Source organism: Cryobacterium sp. N19, assembly GCF_002929595.1.
Taxonomy (GTDB): Bacteria; Actinomycetota; Actinomycetes; order Actinomycetales; family Microbacteriaceae; genus Cryobacterium; species Cryobacterium flavum.
Genome location: NZ_PJJR01000054.1, coordinates 293,210 through 310,380, shown reverse-complemented (window position 1 = coordinate 310,380; position 17,171 = coordinate 293,210). Strand labels below are relative to the sequence as shown.

The following is a 17,171-nucleotide window of genomic DNA, read 5'->3' as shown; positions in this document are numbered from 1 at the left end:
TCAGTACCTCACTCGCGGGTCGATGAGCGCGGCGATGATGTCCACGATGAAGTTGGACAGGGCCACGATCACGGCGAGAAGGGCAACAATTCCCTGCACCGCTACGAAGTCACGGGCCTTGATGAATTCGATGAGCATGAAACCCAGGCCCTTCCATTCGAAGGTGGTTTCGGTCAGCACGGCTCCGCCCAACAACAGCGCCACCTGCAATCCGATGACGGTGATGATCGGAATCAGCGCGGGCCGATAGGCGTGCTTGCTGACCAGACGGAATTCATTCACTCCCCGGGAGCGAGCGGCATTGACGTAGTCCGTGCCGAGGGTTCCGATGACGTTGGTGCGCACGAGTCGCAGGAACACTCCGGCCGTCAGGAGTCCGAGCGCTAACGCGGGAAGCACGGCGTGCAGCAGAACGTCACCCAGTACGGCGGGATCGCCCGTCTTGATTGCGTCGATCAGATAGATACCGGTCTTGTCCGGAAGAAACTGCATCTGCAATTCGGAACCGACGGTGGCTCGGCCGGCAACGGGTAAGGCCTTGAGCCAAACCGCGAAGACGAGCTTGAGAAGTAACCCGGCGAAAAATACCGGGGTGGCGTAGCAGAGGATGGCGAACACGCGGAGAAAGGCATCCGGTGCTTTGTCGCGCCAGTACGCAGCGACCATACCGAGTGGGATTCCGACGATGAAGGCTACGATGAGTGCGTAGAACACGAGCTCGGCCGTCGCGGATCCGTAGGTGAGCAGGACTTCAGACACGGGACGATTCGTGCTGATGGTCGTGCCGAAGTTGCCGGTGAAGACCTGGCCGAGGTATTCGAAGTATTGAATAATAATCGGTCGGTCGTAGCCGGCTTCGTGAATGAGTACGGCAAGCTGATCCGGGCCGAGCTTGCCGCCGAGAGCGGCGGTGATCGGGTCTCCGGTCGTACGCATGAGCCAGAACACCATCGACACCAGGATGAAAATGGTGGGGAAGATGAGCAGGAAGCGTATGAGAAGGTAACGGCCTATTCCACCGCCCGGGCTGGATTTCTTCTTGGGAACACGCCCGGCCGCCGGTACGGGCGGCTTCATCGCCACAGTGGTCATTACTACCTCACAATTGCAAAAAGAATCGGGGGCATCCAGCGATCGTGTCGCTGAACACCCCCGGTGATCAAACTAGAGAAAACTCTAGTCGCTGTACGGTCTAGCCCTTAGCCAGCGCGCCGTAACGGAACTTGAAGGAGGCATCAAGTGTGTCCCCGGTCCCGGTGATGTCTGTTCCGGTGACGGCAACCTGGGCGCCCTGGAGAAGCGGCACGGTCGAGAGCTGCGCCGCAACCTTGTCCTGGATCTCCTCGATGAGCGCGGTACGCTCTGCGGCGTCGGTGGTGACGGCCTGCTTCTGGATCAGGGCAGTAACGTCGGCGTCGTCGTAGTGGTTCTTGAGGAAGTTGCCCTCGGCGAAGAACGGGGCCAGGTAGTTGTCAGCGTCGGAGTAGTCCGGGAACCAGCCGAGCTGGTAAGCGGGGTACACGTCTGCTACGCGGTCCTTGGAGTACTGCACCCACTCGGTCGACTGCAGGCTAACCGTGAACAGGCCGGAGGCATCCAGCTGGTCTTTGATCAGCGCATATTCGTCGCTCGAACCGGGGCCGTAGTGGTCGGCGTTGTACTGAAGGTTGAGTGCGATCGGCGTGGTCACGCCGGCTGCGGCGAGGTCAGCCTTGGCCTTTTCGACGTCCGGCCCGCCCTTGCCGTCTCCGTAGAGACCCTTGAGCGATTCGGTGGCACCGGTCATTCCGGCGGGAACGTAGGAGTACAGCGGGGTGTAGGTGCCCTTGTAGACCTGATCGGCGAGCTCGGCGCGATCAACAACGTCGGCGACTGCGGCACGAACGGCGAGGGCCTTGGCCGGGTCGGCGTCAGCGGTCGTCGTGCCGAAAGGCTGCGTATTGAAGTTGAAGGTGATGTAGCGGATTTCTCCACCGGGGCCGTCAACGACCTTGACAGCGTCGTTGCCGCGCAGGTCGTCAATGTCGGTCGCGGAGAGGCTGCGCCATGCGACGTCGATGTTGCCTTCCTGCACGTCGAGCTTCAGATTCGAAGCGTCGGTGTAGTACTTGACGTTGATGACATCCGTCTTGGCAGCGCCAAGCAGACCTTCGTAGCCCTCGTACGCCTTGTAGGAGAGGAGGTTGTTGAAGTCGTAGCTCGTCAGCACGTACTGGCCGGCAAAGGCCTCAGCGGCAACGATGTCATCGTCGGAGGTGACCTCCGTTGCGGAGAAGGAGTCTTCATCCACGATCACGCCAGCGGGGCTGGACAGAATTTGCGGGAAGATCTGGTCGTTCCCGGCTTTGAGCGTGAAGACGACGGTCGTGTCATCCACAGCAGCAGTGCTGTCGAGGTTGTAGAGCAGCGACGACGGGCCGGTATCGGCCGCGATCGCCAGCTGGCGGTCGAAGCTGAACTTGACGTCAGAGGCGGTGAGTGCGTTGCCGTTGGCCCATTTGAGGTCGGGCTTGAGGGTGACGGTGTATTCCGTGGGCGCTGTGAACTCGGCGCTGACGGCGATGTCGGGTTCGACATCCGCTGTTCCGAATTTGCTGCTCATGAGGAATGGGAAGACCTGGGTCTGCACCGAAAAAGAGCCGTTGTCATAGGAGCCGGCCGGGTCGAGCGTGGTTACCTTGTCGGTCGTGCCGATCGTGATCGGGCCGCCGGTGGCCGCCGGTGTGGTGTTACCGCCGGAAGCGCACCCGGAAAGAACCAGTGCGGCGACCGCGAGTCCGGTTGTGGCAACGAGAGCACGCTTGCCGTTAGTGAATGCGGATGTCATATCCGTCGTCCTCTTCCTGTAGAAGTCTCATGAACCGGAACACCCAAAAAATGGGCATAACTTTTCATTGCTGTTAGGTAAGAATTAGCACAGAATTCGCAGGTAGCCACGCTCAGCCGCAGCTTCTTTACATATCTGCAACAAAGTCGGGCTCATATGTTGCAGTCTGAAATTCAGTGCTCAGATGTTGCTTCGAGTGTGCGCGCCAGCGCGTGTGCTATTCGTCGCGAAGGGCTCGGCGCTCGGCTTCGACCCGCACGAGTTCACGCTGGAGGGTGCGGTACATCTCGGTGTCGTCGGCATCCGCTCGCTGCAGGCGACCGAGTAATTCGGCTTTGAGCCTCAGTAGGTCCTTGTCGATGAGCACGATCGTGATGTCGCGCACGTAGCGGGCGACGTCTTTCTCAGTGCGCTCGGGCAGGTTCGCCATGGCGAGTTCCTGCACGAGGTTCTTGAAACCGTCCGGCACCTCGGCGACGACCCGCTCGAGCCAGTCCGCCGCCTCGAAGTGCGACAGACTCGCGGCAATCGCATCGCGAACGACCGCGAGGGAGGTATTAGCGAAGGAGGTCTGCACCGCACTGTCGAGAATGTCCCGGCCGATCAGCGTGGGTCGCTGCAGCATGGCCATGAGGCCGTCGCGTTCGAGCCTCGTGACCGGATCGGTGGGCAGTTCGACCAGCGAGAACGGACGTTCCGGCACGACTTCGATCACGCCGCCGTGCCGGGGCGCGTTCGGCCCGCCGCTCGCCGATGCGCGTGCGCCGGACTGGGCATTCGTCACCGCTTTGGCGACGTCGCCCATGTCGACGCCGAGCATGCGGGAGAGTTCCCGGGTGTAGCCGGGTCGCAGTACCGGGTCGCGAATCTCGCCGACGACGGGGGCGGCGGCGCGCAGGGCGGCCGTTCGGCCCTCGACGGTGTCGAGGTTGTACTGGGAGAGAATCTGTCGAATCATGAACTCGAACATGGGCTTCTTCGAGTCGACCAGGCGACGCACGGCGTCATCACCGCGCTGCAGGCGCAGGTCGCAGGGGTCGAGGCCTTCCGGCCCCACGGCCACGTAGGTCTGGGCGGAGAAGCGCTGTTCCTCGCTGAAGGCGCGCATGGCGGCTTTTTGACCGGCGGCATCCGGGTCGAAGGTGAAGACGACCTCGCCGACGCCCGAGTCGTCACCGAGCACGCGGCGCAGCACCTTGATGTGGTCAACGCCGAACGACGTACCGCAGGTTGCGACGGCCGTGGTGATGCCGGCCAGGTGGCAGGCCATGACGTCGGTGTAGCCCTCGACCACGACGACCTGGTGGCTGCGGGAAATGTCACGCTTGGCGAGGTCGAGTCCGTAGAGCACCTGGGCCTTGTGGTACACCGGCGACTCCGGGGTGTTGAGGTATTTCGGGCCTTTATCGTCGTCGAGCAGTTTGCGGGCGCCGAAGCCGATGGTCTGCCCGGTGATGTCGCGAATGGGCCAGACCAGGCGGCCCCGAAAGCGGTCGTAGATGCCGCTGGATCCCTCGCGGCTCGAGACCAGGCCGGCGAGGGTGAGCTCGTCGGTGGTGAAACCTCGACCGCGCAGGTGGTTGGTCAGTTCGTCCCAGCTCTTCGGAGCGAAGCCGACTCCGAACCGGGTCGCCGCTGCGGCGTCGAAGCCGCGCTGGCCGAGGAAGGCCCGGCCGACCTCGGCACCGGCGCGGCCGAGCTGTTCGATGAAGAAATCGGATGCCGCCTGGTTGGCAGCGAGCAGGCGGGCACGGTTGCCGTGGTCGGGGGCGGCGCCGGAGCCGTCTTCGTAGTGCAGGTCGAGGCCGACCCGGCCGGCCAGGCGTTCGACGGCTTCGCTGAAGCTGACATGGTCCATCTTCTGCAGAAAGGAATAGACGTCGCCGCTCTCGCCGCAGCCGAAGCAGTGGTAGAAACCGACCTGCGGGCGCACGTGAAAGCTGGGGCTGCGTTCGTCGTGGAAGGGGCAGAGACCCTTCATCGAGCCGACACCGGCAGACTTCAGGGTGACGTAGTCACCGATGATGTCGGCGATATTGGTGCGGGCCTTGACCTCTTCGATGTCACTTTGTCGAATCAGTCCAGCCATATCTGAATTCTATCTTCTCGGTCTGACAGGCTTCGTTCACCAGTGGGTCTTGTATGTGGCTGTTCCTGAGATGGGCGGCAGGGACGGGACATCCGCTCCGCGCTCAGACATTGAGTATTTGCGGGGACCACCGCGAGGAGCGTGCGGCGACCCCAGCAAACGCTCAAAACTCGCCACCCCGCGGAAATCCCGTCTCCGCCACAGTCCAGAACGAGTTTGGCGCCGGGCCCATGTTGTGACCCTGGGCCCAGTTTATAAACTGGGCCCAAGGACGGGGCCCGGGCCCCGTCCACAGTAAAGGCGGAGCGGGGGCGGGGCTAGCCCTGGACCAGGCGCTCGTACCAGGCCAGGGCGGATTGGTCGGTCAGACTTGCCACCTGGTCGACGATGACACGCTTGCGGGCGGCATCGTCGGCGGCAGCGTACCAGTCCTCGCGGAAGCCGGGGTCGAGGTGTTCGTCACCGGAGTCGTGCAGGGTCTGGGCGAGCAGGGTGAGCACCTGACGCTGCTGCACGTAAATGGGCTTGCGGGTATTGCGGGTCATGACGAAGGCCGCGACGATGCCCTTGAGTACCGCGATTTCGGCCTGGATCTCGCGGGGCACGATTACATTGGCCCCGAAGCGCAGCATGTTCGCGCCCGGGTGCGCCTCCTTGGTGGCATGCACGGCGGCACCGCTGAACCGACCGATGAGCTGGCTCGTGAGGTTCTTGAGGTGGCCCTGGTCGCGGCGCCCGGCCGTCCACGAGTCCATCCAGACATCGAGCGAGTCGAGCCGGTTGAACGCCGCCGCGAGGTCGTCTGCACTGGTTTCGTCGCCGATCCATTCCGACATGGTCGCGAGGAGTTCGTCGTGGTCGGTGCGGCTGCTCAGGGCCGCGACGTCGACGTAGCCGTTGACAATGGCATCCTCGAAGTCGTGCACGCTGTAGGCGATGTCGTCGGAGAGGTCCATTACCTGCGCTTCGATGCAGAGCTGGCGGTCGGGGGCTCCCTCGCGCAGCCACTCGAACGCGGCAATGTCGTCCTGGTAGAACCCGAACTTGGCACGCCCGCTCGGGTCATAGACCGAGGAACCCTCCGGCCAGGGGTACTTGCAGCTGGCGTCGAGGCTCGCCCGGGTGAGGTTGAGGCCATAGCTGTGACCGTCGGGCCCGAATACCTTGGGCTCGAGCCTGGTGAGCAGGCGCAGGGTCTGAGCATTTCCCTCGAACCCGCCGATGTCTTCCGACCACAGGCTGAGTGCCTTCTCACCGTTGTGGCCAAAGGGCGGATGCCCGATGTCGTGTGCCAGGCAGGCGGTATCGACGATGTCGGGGTCGACGTTCAGGCGCGAGGCGATCTCCCGCCCCACCTGGGCGACCTCGAGCGAGTGAGTCAGCCGGTTGCGGGCAAAGTCGAGCCCCGCCGTGGGGCTGAGCACCTGCGTCTTGGCCGCAAGGCGGCGCAGAGCGCTCGAGTGCAGTAGGCGTGCCCGGTCGCGGGCAAAGTCGCTGCGCCTGGAGTAGTGCTCTTCGGGAAACCAACGGGCCTCGTCGTTCTCGCTGTATCCGTTTGAGTTAGCCACCGCTGGTGTCCCCTTCGCCCTCGGTCAAATTCACTCGCTCCGCACCGAAAAGATCCTGCGATTCGAGCCAGTGCTCCGGCAGAGACGGCTTCTTCGGTGTTCCCGCCCGACCGCGCGGGCCCTCGACATCTGCTCCCGGGTAGGGCAACGAGGCGTCAAGGGTGCCGAGCAGGTCGTCGAGCTGCGCGAGGGTCTGCACCATGGCCAGGCTGGCCCGCAGGTCGCCGCCCACCGGGTAGCCCTTGAAGTACCAGGCAACGTGCTTGCGAATGTCGCGGCAGGCGCGGTCTTCGCTGTCGAAGTATTCGGTGAGGAGTTCGGCGTGGCGGCGGAACGCGTTGATGACCTGGCCGAGGCCGGGTTCGGCCTTGAGTTCCTGCCCGCGGAAGGCCGCGGCGAGATCCCCGAACAGCCACGGACGGCCGAGACAGCCGCGCCCGACGACGACGCCGTCGCATCCGGTCTCGCGCACCATGCGCAGGGCGTCATCGGCTGACCAAATGTCGCCGTTGCCGAGCACCGGTACGTCGCTGATGGCGTTCTTGAGCTTCTCGATGGCCGACCAGTCGGCGTGGCCGGAGTAGAACTCCGCAGCCGTTCGCCCGTGCAGCGCGATGGAGGCGACGCCGGCTCCGGCGGCAGCCTTACCGGCCTCGATGTAGGTGAGGTGGTCGGCGTCGATGCCCTTGCGCATTTTCACGGTCAACGGAACCGCGCCGGCGGCGGTGACAGCGGCTTCGACGATCTGACGAAACAGGCCGATCTTCCACGGCAGGGCCGCTCCCCCGCCCTTACGGGTGACTTTGGGCACCGGGCAGCCGAAGTTGAGGTCGATGTGATCGGCGCGGTCTTCGGAGACGAGCATGGTCACCGCTTCGGAGACGGTCTTAGGGTCAACGCCGTAGAGCTGAATGGAGCGGGTGGTTTCACTCTCGTGGTGTGTGATCAGCCGCATCGTCTCGGCGTTGCGTTCAACGAGCGCGCGTGAGGTGATCATTTCGCTGACGAACAGTCCGGCGCCGTATTCGCGGCAGAGCCTGCGGAACGCCGTATTGGTGATGCCGGCCATTGGAGCGAGCACCACGGGCACGTCGAGGGTGAGCGGGCCGATTCGCAGCGGTCCGGTCGGCGCCACCTGGTCGACAGGTGGGCCGACAGTGCGGGTGGGTGAGGTCATGTTGCGTCAATTCTCCCAGAAAGCGAGACATGCTTCGAATCGTTGGCAGAACGGATGCCGCAGCCCACGCAGAAACGCAGCTGCCGCGCCTGGTGACCAGGCCTGCGGCAGCTGCGTTCGTGTTGAAATGAGTTCAAATTAGCTGCAGCAGCCGCCACCGCAGCAGGAGCCGGCGGCCTCGTCGGTCGCAGCGGGGGCGCCCAGGAGCTCAATGGTGGGACGGCCGGCAGCGTCGGTGAAGACGGGCGGCGTGGTGGCGATGGTGTCAGTCATGAGTTATCTCCTGAATCAATTGGGTGGATCGGTGAAAGTCTTACCCGTCAGGCTACGCGATGCGGCTGAGTATCGTTGCTACGCGGAAGCAGCGCCGGTGGAAGTATTCGTGGAAGCATCCTTCGAACGGTCGGCGCGAGCCTGGTCGAGGGCCTGGGCGAACGCCGTCGGGTCCTGCGCGCCCGAGATGCCGTAGCGGCCGTCGATGACGAAGAACGGAACGCCCTGGATGCCGTAGGCACCGGCCTGCGCGACGTCCGCTTTGACCGCGGCGAGGTGCTCGTGGGCGGTCAGTGACCGCACGACGTCGGCCCGGTCGAGTCCGATCTCCGCGGCCAGGTCGGCGAGGTCTTCGACCCGGCCCACATGGCGGCCGTCGATGAAGTAGGCCTTGAGCAGGCGTTCCATCATGTCGAGCTGGCGGCCGTGCGCCTTGGCGTAGTGCAACAATTCGTGCGAGATGACGGTGTTGGTCTGGTGCACCGAGTCCCAGTCGTAGTCGAGGCCGACGCTCGCGGCGATCTCGGTGACGTTGGCGAGCATCTGCTTCACCTGATCGGCCGGCATCCCCTTGTGTTGGCTGAGATAGTCGACCGTGTTTCCGACAAAATCGACCGGGGTGTCGGGTGAGAGCTCGAAGCTGTGGTACTCAACCTCGACGGCGCCGTCGAACAGGGTCGCTCCGGCTTCAAACTTGCGTTTGCCGATGTAACACCAGGGGCACTGCACATCGCTCCAGATATCGACCTTGATCGGGTCGGAGCTCGTGGGGGCAGAAATGTCGGTAGCAGTTGTGTCAGTCACACTCGGGCCAACGGGGCCCTGCGCTCGTGTATTCCCCGCAGGGAATATTGGCAGGCGGCATTCAGGACGTTGGGGCGTCGACCGCTCCGCCGTAGCGTCGGTTGCGCGAGGCGTACAGTTCGACTGCTCGCCAGAGGTCGACCCGGGTGAAGTCCGGCCACAAGGTGTCGAGAAAGACCATCTCGGCGTAGGCGCTCTGCCAGAGCAGAAAGTTGCTCGTGCGTTGCTCCCCCGAGCTGCGCACGAACAGGTCTACGTCGGGAAGTTCGGGCACATAGAGCTGCTTCGCGATGGCCTTCTCGGTGATGCCAGATGGCTTCAGCCTGCCGGCGGCGACGTCCTCGGCCAGCGCGCGCACGGCATCCGCTATTTCGGTGCGTCCGCCGTAATTCACGCACATAGTGAGGGTGAGTACGTCGTTGCCGGCAGTGAGTTTCTCGGCGAATTGCAGTTCGTTGATGACGGATGCCCACAGCTTCGGCTTGCGCCCCGCCCACCGAATTCGCACGCCCCACTCGTTGAGCTGATCGCGGCGGCGATGCAGGACGTCACGGTTGAAGCCCATGAGAAAACGCACCTCCTCGGGCGAGCGCTTCCAGTTCTCGGTGGAGAAGGCGTAGACGCTGAGGTGTTTGACGCCGATCTGGATGGCGCCGGCCACGACGTCGAGCAGGGCGGCCTCGCCGGCTTTGTGCCCCTCGATGCGGGTGAGGCCCTGGCCATTGGCCCAGCGGCCGTTGCCGTCCATGACGACGGCGACGTGCTCGGGCACGACCTTGCGGGCCAGATCGGGCGGGTAGAGGCCGGTCCAGTCGAGCGGTTTGAATGGAACGGAATCTTTGTGAGTGGCACCCTTGAAGCCGAACAGGCTCGCCATCATCGGGCGACGTGTTCCAGCGAGCGAAGCCCGCGGCCCAGGTGCCACTGCGTGTAGGCGGCGACGACGCCGGCCGCCTGGCTTTGGGTACGTTCGGGGCTCGCGCTCGCGTGTTCCCAGTCGCCGGTGAGCAGAGCGCTGAGCAGGGCGATCGTCGCAGCGTCGAGCCGGGGCGAACCGGGAGGGGCGCAGTCATCGCAGACGAGGCCGCCCATCTGCACGACCATGGCACTGTGTTGACCCCCGATGCCGAGTTCGCCGAGGGCGCCGCAGCGGGCACAGTCCTCAAAGCTCGGCGCCCAGCCTGCCATCGACACGGCGCGCAAGAGATAGGAGTTGAGGGTGAGGTGGGAGCCGTGTTCCTGGCGGGACAACGATCGCAGGGCGCCGACCAACAGCAGGTACTGCTGCAGCGACCCCTCTGATTCGGTGAGTTTGTCGGCGGTTTCGACCATGACGCTCGCGGCGGTGTAACTGCCGTAGTCGGCGGTGATCAGGGCGCCGTAGGAGCCGAGCGACTCTGCCTGGGTGATGATGTCGAGGCTTCGGCCCTCGTAGAGCTGCACGTCGGCGACCATGAACGGTTCGAGCCGGGCGCCGAATTTGGACCCGGTACGCCGCACGCCCTTGGCGACAGCGCGCACCTTGCCGTGCGCTCGGGTGAGCATGGTGACGATGCGGTCGGCTTCACCCAGCTTGTGGGTGCGCAGCACCACGGCTTCATCTCGGTAGACAGGCACAGGTAATTATCCCACCCCGTTGCTGTAAGTACGGTCACGGCTGACCTCCCCTACAAAACGGATGCTCATTTAGCCCTGAAATTTTGTCACTAGTCTGCCTTGGCTCTGGTTTTTCGGGCCGGACGGGGGGACACTTAAGGTCACCTAGTCCCCGTGGTATGGAGGTTTTCATGAAACCAGTCCAGGGCAGCCTGCCCAACATTATGCCCGTGCTCTCACGCGGCAAACACCGCACTCCGAAGAGCGGCGGCTGCTTCATGGAATTCGCCTCCTACCTCGCCGGCGAGTCCTGGAGTGACCACCCCGCCTGCACCCATCCGGTGCTCGCCTCGCTTGCTCGCATGGTCAATGACTGCAGTTCCGACGACGCCAGGTCGCGGCTCGCGCTGCTGATTCCATCAGTCATCGGGCTGACCGGTTCCGATAAGCGCGTTGAGGTTGCTGTTGCCCTGCGCGCCGGGTGCGAAGCGCTTCCAGTGGCGAGTCTGGAACGCCAGCGCGCGCTCGCGGTGGGCGTGCTGACCTGCGAGCGGAACGCATCCGGTCTTGATCTGGCGTTGGCCGAGCGGATGCGCCCGCTCATTCGGGCCGCTCTCGATGAAGCACCGGATGCCGAACGTTGGGCGCGTGACTTCATCGGAGGTGTGCATTCCTGGTCGCACACCAAGTTCACTCCGCGCACCGCCGACACGATTATTCGCGTTGCGGTGCAGGGTATCGGTGAGGCCTGCATTGCCGACCCGGACGCCCGGCTGTACACCCTGTTGGACCACGCGATCAACGATTGCCGCGCCCTGCTCGGTGCACGTAGCACGGATCGCGCGATGCACCTGCCCGCCCTGGCCTGATCAGGGCAACCGATCACACTACCCCCTGCACAGACCAACACCAGGCCGCACCCGGATGGTGCAACGAAAGCCCAGAACCGAACTGACGGTTCTGGGCTTTCGTGTTGGTGCGAAAAGTGGATGCTGCTAAACGGCGGCCAGCTCCAGGTCGCTGACCTCGGCTCGGATGCCCCGGTTGACCGCAGACACCACCGACTTCAGCGAGGCAGTGGAGATGTCCGCGTCGATGCCGACGCCCCAGTACCTCTTGCCGTTCACGTCGAGCTCGACGTAGGCGGCCGCCTGCGCGTCGCCACCGGCGGAAAGCGCGTGCTCGACATAGTCGTACAGGGTGATGGCGATGCCACGCTCCGCCATCACTCCGAGGAACGCGTTGATCGGGCCGTTGCCGGACCCGGTGGCCTGCGCCACGGTGTCGCCGTCGCGCAGTTCGACGGCGAGATCCACCGTGCCGGTCAGATCGCTCGAGGTACGGGTGGAGTGCAGTTCGAACCGACCCCACTTGGATTCGGGGTTCTTGATCGCCGCTGGCAGGTACTCATCGTTGAAGATGTCCCAGATCTGCTCGCTCGTGACCTCGCCACCTTCGGCGTCGGTCTTGGTCTGCACGACGCCGGAGAATTCGATCTGCAGCTTGCGCGGCAGGTCGAGGGCGTGGTCGGTCTTGAGCAGGTAGGCGACGCCGCCCTTGCCCGACTGCGAGTTCACCCGAATCACGGCCTCGTAGCTGCGACCCAGGTCCTTGGGGTCGATCGGCAGGTAGGGAACGGCCCAGACCAGGTCGTTGACGGTGCAGCCCTGCTTGGCAGCGTCGGCATCCATTGCTTCGAAGCCCTTTTTGATGGCATCCTGGTGCGAGCCGCTGAACGCGGTGAAGACCAGGTCGCCAGCCCACGGGTTGCGTTCGGGTACCGGCAACTGGTTGCAGTACTCGGCGGTGCGCTTGATCTCGTCGATGTTGCTGAAGTCGATCTGCGGGTCGATTCCCTGCGTGAACAGGTTGACGCCGAGCGCGACGAGGTCCACGTTGCCGGTGCGCTCGCCGTTACCGAACAGGCAGCCCTCGATGCGGTCGGCACCGGCCAGGTAGCCGAGCTCGGCAGCGGCGATGGCGGTTCCGCGGTCGTTGTGCGGGTGCAAGGAGATGAGAATATTCTCGCGCTGGGTCAGGTGACGGCCCATCCACTCAATGGAATCGGCGTACACGTTGGGCGTGGCCATTTCGACCGTGGCCGGCAGGTTGACGATGACCTTGCGCTCCGGAGTGGGCTCCAGAATTTCGACGACCTGGTTGGTGATGTCGACGGCGAAGTCGAGCTCGGTGCCGGTGAAGCTCTCCGGCGAGTACTCGTAGTAGATGGTCGTGCCGGGAATGGTCGACTCCATCTGCTTGCAGAGGCGCGCGCCGTACAGGGCCAGGTCGACGATGCCCTGCTTCTGTTCGCGAAAGACAACCTCGCGCTGCAGGATGCTGGTGGAATTATAGAGGTGCACAATGGCCTGCTTGGCACCGGTGATCGATTCATAGGTGCGCTTGATCAGGTGTTCGCGGGCCTGGGTCAACACCTGGATGGTGACGTCATCGGGGATCGCGTTCTCGTCGATCAGGCTGCGCACGAAGTCGAAGTCGGTCTGGCTCGCCGAGGGAAAGCCCACCTCGATCTCCTTGTAGCCCATGCGCACGAGCAGATCGAACATGATGCGCTTGCGCTCGGGGCTCATCGGGTCGATGAGCGACTGGTTGCCGTCACGCAAGTCGACCGCGCACCAGCGCGGAGCAACCGTGATGTGCTTGCTCGGCCAGGTACGGTCGGGCAAGTCAACGGCGAACTGCTCGTGGTACGGGCGGTAGCGGTGGATCGGCAGTGTGGATGCGGTCTGATTGTTCTTCATGGTCCTGTTTCCTCGTGGGTGTCGTACAGCCAACGACGAACGCCGCGACGAGGGAGGCCTTTAGATTAGGACTCGTCGCGGCAGCTAAGGAGGAGCGCACCGTTCAACACATTTTCAGGCTAGCACCGTTTGGCAGCGCTGATACGACCGTTACTGGCACCGCCTCGGCCATCGGATGCTACTGGCTCAGCCCGCGCATCAAGGTGACGACCTCCCGCATCGACAGACTCGGCAGGTAGGCACGGGCCAGGGCCAACCCGATCTCCGGCAGTGCGACCGGGTCGGGAAAAGCCATGAAAACGGGCGCGAACTCCGGCTGGAACTTACGTTTGAACGCGAGCAGCGACCGAAACCCGTACACCGGTTCGAGCGTGCGCCCGAGGTATTCGAGCAGTCGATCGGCCACTCCGCCCGGCCGGGGCCCGGCAGCCGGGGCGAGCGGCGCTATGGACAGGCTGAGAAACTCGATCTGCGCACTCTGCTGCATCCGCTCGGCCGTTTGGGCGATCAGAAATTCCATCACCCCGTTGATGCTGTCCGGGCGGCGCCGCATGAAGTCGAGGGTGTAGCCCACAATTTCACCGGCGTGGTAGGTCGGCAGCCAGCTGGTGACGGCGTGCACGCGCTCTGCATCGTCGACGGCGAGCATGAGCCGCACGGCGGGGTCGCGCAGTTCGTCGAGGCCGCCGAGGGTGAACCCCAGTTCGGGGAGTTCTTTCTCTTGAACCCACTGCTCCGAGATTTCGGCGATCTGCGCTGCCTGCGCCAGCGACAGCGCCCGGTAGCTGGTCCAGACCGCCCGCACACCGGCGCGGTCGGCCCGATTGACGGATGAGCGGATGTCCTGCCACTTCTTTCCGGTGGTGTTCCAGACGCTCGGATTGAGCAGTGTCTCCTCCCCCACCTGCATGGTGTGCCAGCCCATCGCGTTGAAGACCGGGTGCCAGCTCTCATGCAGGCTGTAAAACACCGGCACCCAACCGTGGTCGTCGCACATGCGGGCAAAGAAGGCCACGGCCTCAGCGGCCTCGGAGGGCGGTCCGACCGGTTCCGACGTGGTGATGGCGATGCCGTTGACCACGCGATAGGCGATCGCCGTACGCCCACTCGCGGTGAACCAGAGGGAATTACCGGTCCAGGTCGTCATGAACCCGAGCGATCCGCCGCCGTGGTCGGCGAGCAGGGTGCGTAGCCGCTCCGGCGCGTCGGCGGTCGGGCCGACCGACGCGCTCCGCAGGCAGAGGATCGCCCCGACGAAGACAACGATCCAGAATGCAGCACCGACACCGTCGTACAGGGCGGTGGCAAGCGGGTCGGCCGGAAGAAAAGACACCCGCTCCAGGCGCAGGAACCCGACCGGAATGAAGCGCTCCGGCACGTCCGCGAGCAGGTCGAGCAGCGTGACGGCTGGGCGAAAATGGTCGCGGAGCAGCCATCCGATGCCGATGTAGAACGCGGCGAGTGCAGCGAGGCTACCCAAAGTCACGAGCACGAACCGACGTCGCACGCCGGTGCGGGAGGCAACCGGAAAACGGCGCAGATGGCCGAGGATAACGAGGGCAACGGCGAGCGGCACGAGCACCGACACCACGAGGATGAGCGTGACCTCCCAGTACCGGCCGGATTGCCACTGCCAGACGTAGGCCTGCCCGGACATCGGTAGCAGCCCGTAATACCAGGCGGCGAGCAGGGCTAGCCCGGTGTTGATGGTGATCGCCAGCCACGCGGCGAACCGCCGTCCGCGGGACAGCCCGAACGCGGCAACGACGAGGGTGAGTAACGGCAGCAGGCTGACCAGCACCGGCCCGGCCCCGCCGATGCGTTCAAGGCTGAGTTCCTGCACGCACTGCCGGGTCACGTCACCCAGCAGACAGCGGTCGACGACCTCCCCGGCCGTAGGTACGTCCTGGCTGAGCAGCATGCCGAGCGGCGCGAGCAGACCGAACCGGGCACCGGAGAAGATGGTGATGACCGGTCCGACCGCGACCATGCCGACAATGGCGGACAGCAGCGTGCGAGTTTCGTGGTCGGAGCTGCGCCGCCACGACGTGACACGCAGCGGCGGGCGCCACAGCCAGCCCACGCCGAGCCCGACGACCGCGGCCAGCATCCGGTAGAGGTCGGAGGGCTGGCCTGAATACAGCACGAGCACGAGTACCGTCGACAGGCCGAGCACCCGAATACGCCGCCGCCAGAGCGGCCCGGCGAAGTAACTGGCCGCCAGGGCACTGCCGAACATGGGAGTGAAGGGGTCGATCGACCACAACTCGCTCACGCCGCGCGACCACATCTCGCCGCCGGCCACGCCGAGGTATTGGGCGCCGAGGCCGATTCCGGCACCGAGAATCGACGTGATCAGAAAGGCGATGACGGTGCGCCGGGTTCCCATCAGTCGTTCGGCGAATCCCAGCAGAACCAGCGCACCGGCCAGCGCCAACAACAACTCGGCACCGTTGTCGACGAAGAACACCGAGGTGAGCGGCGACCACCAGTGTCCGCGGTCGATGACCGACTCGTAGCCGGTTCCGAAAAGGAGACGGATGCCCCGCGACGGCCCCGAAATCACCCCGCTGACCAGCGCGACGAGCAGAAGGACGATCGCGAACGCGACCGCGAACGGCCGCTGCGCGGCCAACCCGCGGAAGGAGGTCACGGCCGAGCGCGTTCGCGATGGGCGCGTGGCCAGGTCCACCCGGATGCGCTTGGCCGGTTCGTGCGCGATCCGTTCGCCGGTCATCGTGTCATCGCCACCACGTGCGGAGCGAGCAGCCCCGTTCGGGCGGCGATGATGGGCAGGGCCGTGGTCCATGCGTAGTCGACGGTGTGCCAGTCGTGGGCTGTGCCCGACGATTCGAAGAGGCGACTGTCGACGCCGGCGCGCTGGGCAGCATCCGCTACCGCGCGAACCCTCGGCAGAAAGCGCAGGTCACTGTCACCGACCACAAAAATCGCGGCGAGATCGACATAGGGTGCGTGGGCGGCGAGAATGGCTGATGGTGCTGCCGCGGCATACGAAGCGGCACTGCCGTCGAAACCGGCTGCCACCGTGTGCGCCTCGCTTCCGTTGCTGGGAACGAGCTCTCCCGCGATGTCCAAAATCGTACCGTAGAGCTGCGGGTGCGCCGCGCCGAGTTGAATTGAACACGTACCGCCCTGGGAGAACCCGGCGATGGTCCAGCCCAGGGGCTGGCCGACCACGTGCAGGTGCGCGCGGATCCAGGTGGGAACATCGACGGTGAGGTAGCTGGCCGCGTTGCCCAGTTTCGAGTCCACGCACATCGGATTGTTGTCGGGCGCGCCGAGCTGGTCGGGAACCACGACGATGGGGGCGAGGCCGGAGTGCGCCTGGGCATACCGGTCGAGAATGCGGGCCAGGCCGCCGGCCGTGAACACGTCGCTCGGGCTGCCGGGTTGGCCGGACAGCATCTCGACCACGGGAAGCGCCGGCGGGTTGGTTGCCGTCGCTGCGGGCGGAAGATAGACCAGGGCGGGTCGTGCGGCGAACCCGGAGACCGTCGCCGGGATGGTGACGGTGCCGACGATTCCGTCGCCCGTGCTGGTCGTCGTACCGGCCGCGAGAGTGTCGCTGCGAGCCGTCGCCAGAGCCTGGTCGAGCTGCGGAAAACTAGCCAGACCGAGAGCTACTCGTAGCGTGGGAAATTGGCCGACGTCGGCGTTGATCCCAGCCGCGGCGCTGAGCAGGCAGAGCGGCAGAGCGCACATAGCGACGACGCGTCGCCACCGAACCTGGCCGCGCAGATTCAGCAGCACAATGGCGACGCTGGCACCCAGTGCTTCGGTCCAGAGCCGGGTGCCGATCGACAGCGACACGCCCCAGGGATCCCAGACGTCGCTGACCAGCCAGGCCAGAAGCCAACCGGCGGCTGCCCCGACGACGGCACCGATGACGGTCATGACCGCGCGACGCACGCCCGTCGGACCGAGCAACACGAGCAGCAGTACAAGACCGGTGACGCCATAGAGCGCTGCGAGGAGGGGTGCGTCGATGAGGTTGAGATCGAGCGGGTTAATGTCCGAGAGCAGCGAGTTCATCCAGAGCCTCCGAGACCACTCT

Annotated in this window: 13 protein-coding genes; 1 reads left to right on the top strand and 12 read right to left on the bottom strand. The window is 64.7% G+C overall.

Features of this window, described 5'->3' with window-relative positions; all coding sequences use genetic code 11:
* The 9 genes from CXY78_RS19560 to recO all read right to left on the bottom strand — a co-directional run bounded on the left by CXY78_RS19560 (position 1) and on the right by recO (position 10,355).
* Complete coding sequence (locus CXY78_RS19560; protein WP_092339826.1) at positions 1-1,092, bottom strand: ABC transporter permease; 1,092 nt, start codon at positions 1,090-1,092, stop codon at positions 1-3.
* A 100-nt stretch (positions 1,093-1,192) separates the two neighbouring features.
* Entirely contained in the window at positions 1,193-2,827 is a 1,635-nt protein-coding gene (locus CXY78_RS19555) for an ABC transporter substrate-binding protein (protein ID WP_092339825.1), read from the bottom strand.
* Positions 2,828-3,044: 217 nt separating this feature from the next.
* Positions 3,045-4,916, bottom strand: coding sequence for a DNA primase (dnaG, locus tag CXY78_RS19550; RefSeq protein WP_092339824.1), 1,872 nt, complete (start codon positions 4,914-4,916; stop codon positions 3,045-3,047).
* A 317-nt stretch (positions 4,917-5,233) separates the two neighbouring features.
* The gene (locus tag CXY78_RS19545; RefSeq protein ID WP_104090779.1) at positions 5,234-6,484 is read right to left on the bottom strand and encodes a deoxyguanosinetriphosphate triphosphohydrolase; all 1,251 of its coding nucleotides are present in this window, start codon (positions 6,482-6,484) and stop codon (positions 5,234-5,236) included.
* Positions 6,477-7,661, bottom strand: coding sequence for a tRNA dihydrouridine synthase DusB (gene dusB / locus CXY78_RS19540; protein WP_104090777.1), 1,185 nt, complete (start codon positions 7,659-7,661; stop codon positions 6,477-6,479). Before dusB ends, CXY78_RS19545 begins: the two co-directional genes overlap by 8 nt.
* A gap of 138 nt (positions 7,662-7,799) precedes the next feature.
* Positions 7,800-7,934, bottom strand: a complete 135-nt coding sequence (locus CXY78_RS21875; RefSeq protein WP_255410059.1) for a hypothetical protein — start codon at positions 7,932-7,934, stop codon at positions 7,800-7,802.
* Positions 7,935-8,012: 78 nt separating this feature from the next.
* Complete coding sequence (locus CXY78_RS19535; protein WP_233206246.1) at positions 8,013-8,738, bottom strand: DsbA family protein; 726 nt, start codon at positions 8,736-8,738, stop codon at positions 8,013-8,015.
* 61 nt (positions 8,739-8,799) lie between these two features.
* A complete protein-coding gene (locus CXY78_RS19530) occupies positions 8,800-9,618 on the bottom strand; it encodes an isoprenyl transferase (protein WP_233206245.1) in 819 nt (272 codons plus the stop codon).
* A complete protein-coding gene (recO, locus tag CXY78_RS19525; protein WP_104090775.1) occupies positions 9,615-10,355 on the bottom strand; it encodes a DNA repair protein RecO in 741 nt (246 codons plus the stop codon). The genes CXY78_RS19530 and recO overlap by 4 nt, the downstream gene beginning before the upstream one ends.
* A 170-nt stretch (positions 10,356-10,525) precedes the next feature.
* Between recO and CXY78_RS19520 the strand changes: the two genes are divergently transcribed.
* The gene (locus tag CXY78_RS19520; protein WP_199182644.1) at positions 10,526-11,203 is read left to right on the top strand and encodes a hypothetical protein; all 678 of its coding nucleotides are present in this window, start codon (positions 10,526-10,528) and stop codon (positions 11,201-11,203) included.
* A 126-nt stretch (positions 11,204-11,329) separates the two neighbouring features.
* On the opposite strand, the gene leuA is transcribed toward CXY78_RS19520, so the two are convergent.
* The 3 genes from leuA to CXY78_RS19505 form a co-directional block, all read right to left on the bottom strand.
* Entirely contained in the window at positions 11,330-13,096 is a 1,767-nt protein-coding gene (gene leuA, locus CXY78_RS19515; RefSeq protein WP_104090774.1) for a 2-isopropylmalate synthase, read from the bottom strand.
* A 178-nt stretch (positions 13,097-13,274) separates the two neighbouring features.
* Positions 13,275-15,833 carry a DUF2156 domain-containing protein gene (locus CXY78_RS19510; protein WP_104090773.1) on the bottom strand — a complete coding sequence of 853 codons (2,559 nt, stop codon included), beginning with the start codon at positions 15,831-15,833 and terminating at the stop codon, positions 13,275-13,277.
* Positions 15,830-17,149: an esterase family protein gene (locus CXY78_RS19505; protein ID WP_158252885.1), complete on the bottom strand. Its 1,320-nt coding sequence runs from the start codon at positions 17,147-17,149 to the stop codon at positions 15,830-15,832. Before CXY78_RS19505 ends, CXY78_RS19510 begins: the two co-directional genes overlap by 4 nt.
* Between the last annotated feature and the right edge of the window lie 22 nt (positions 17,150-17,171).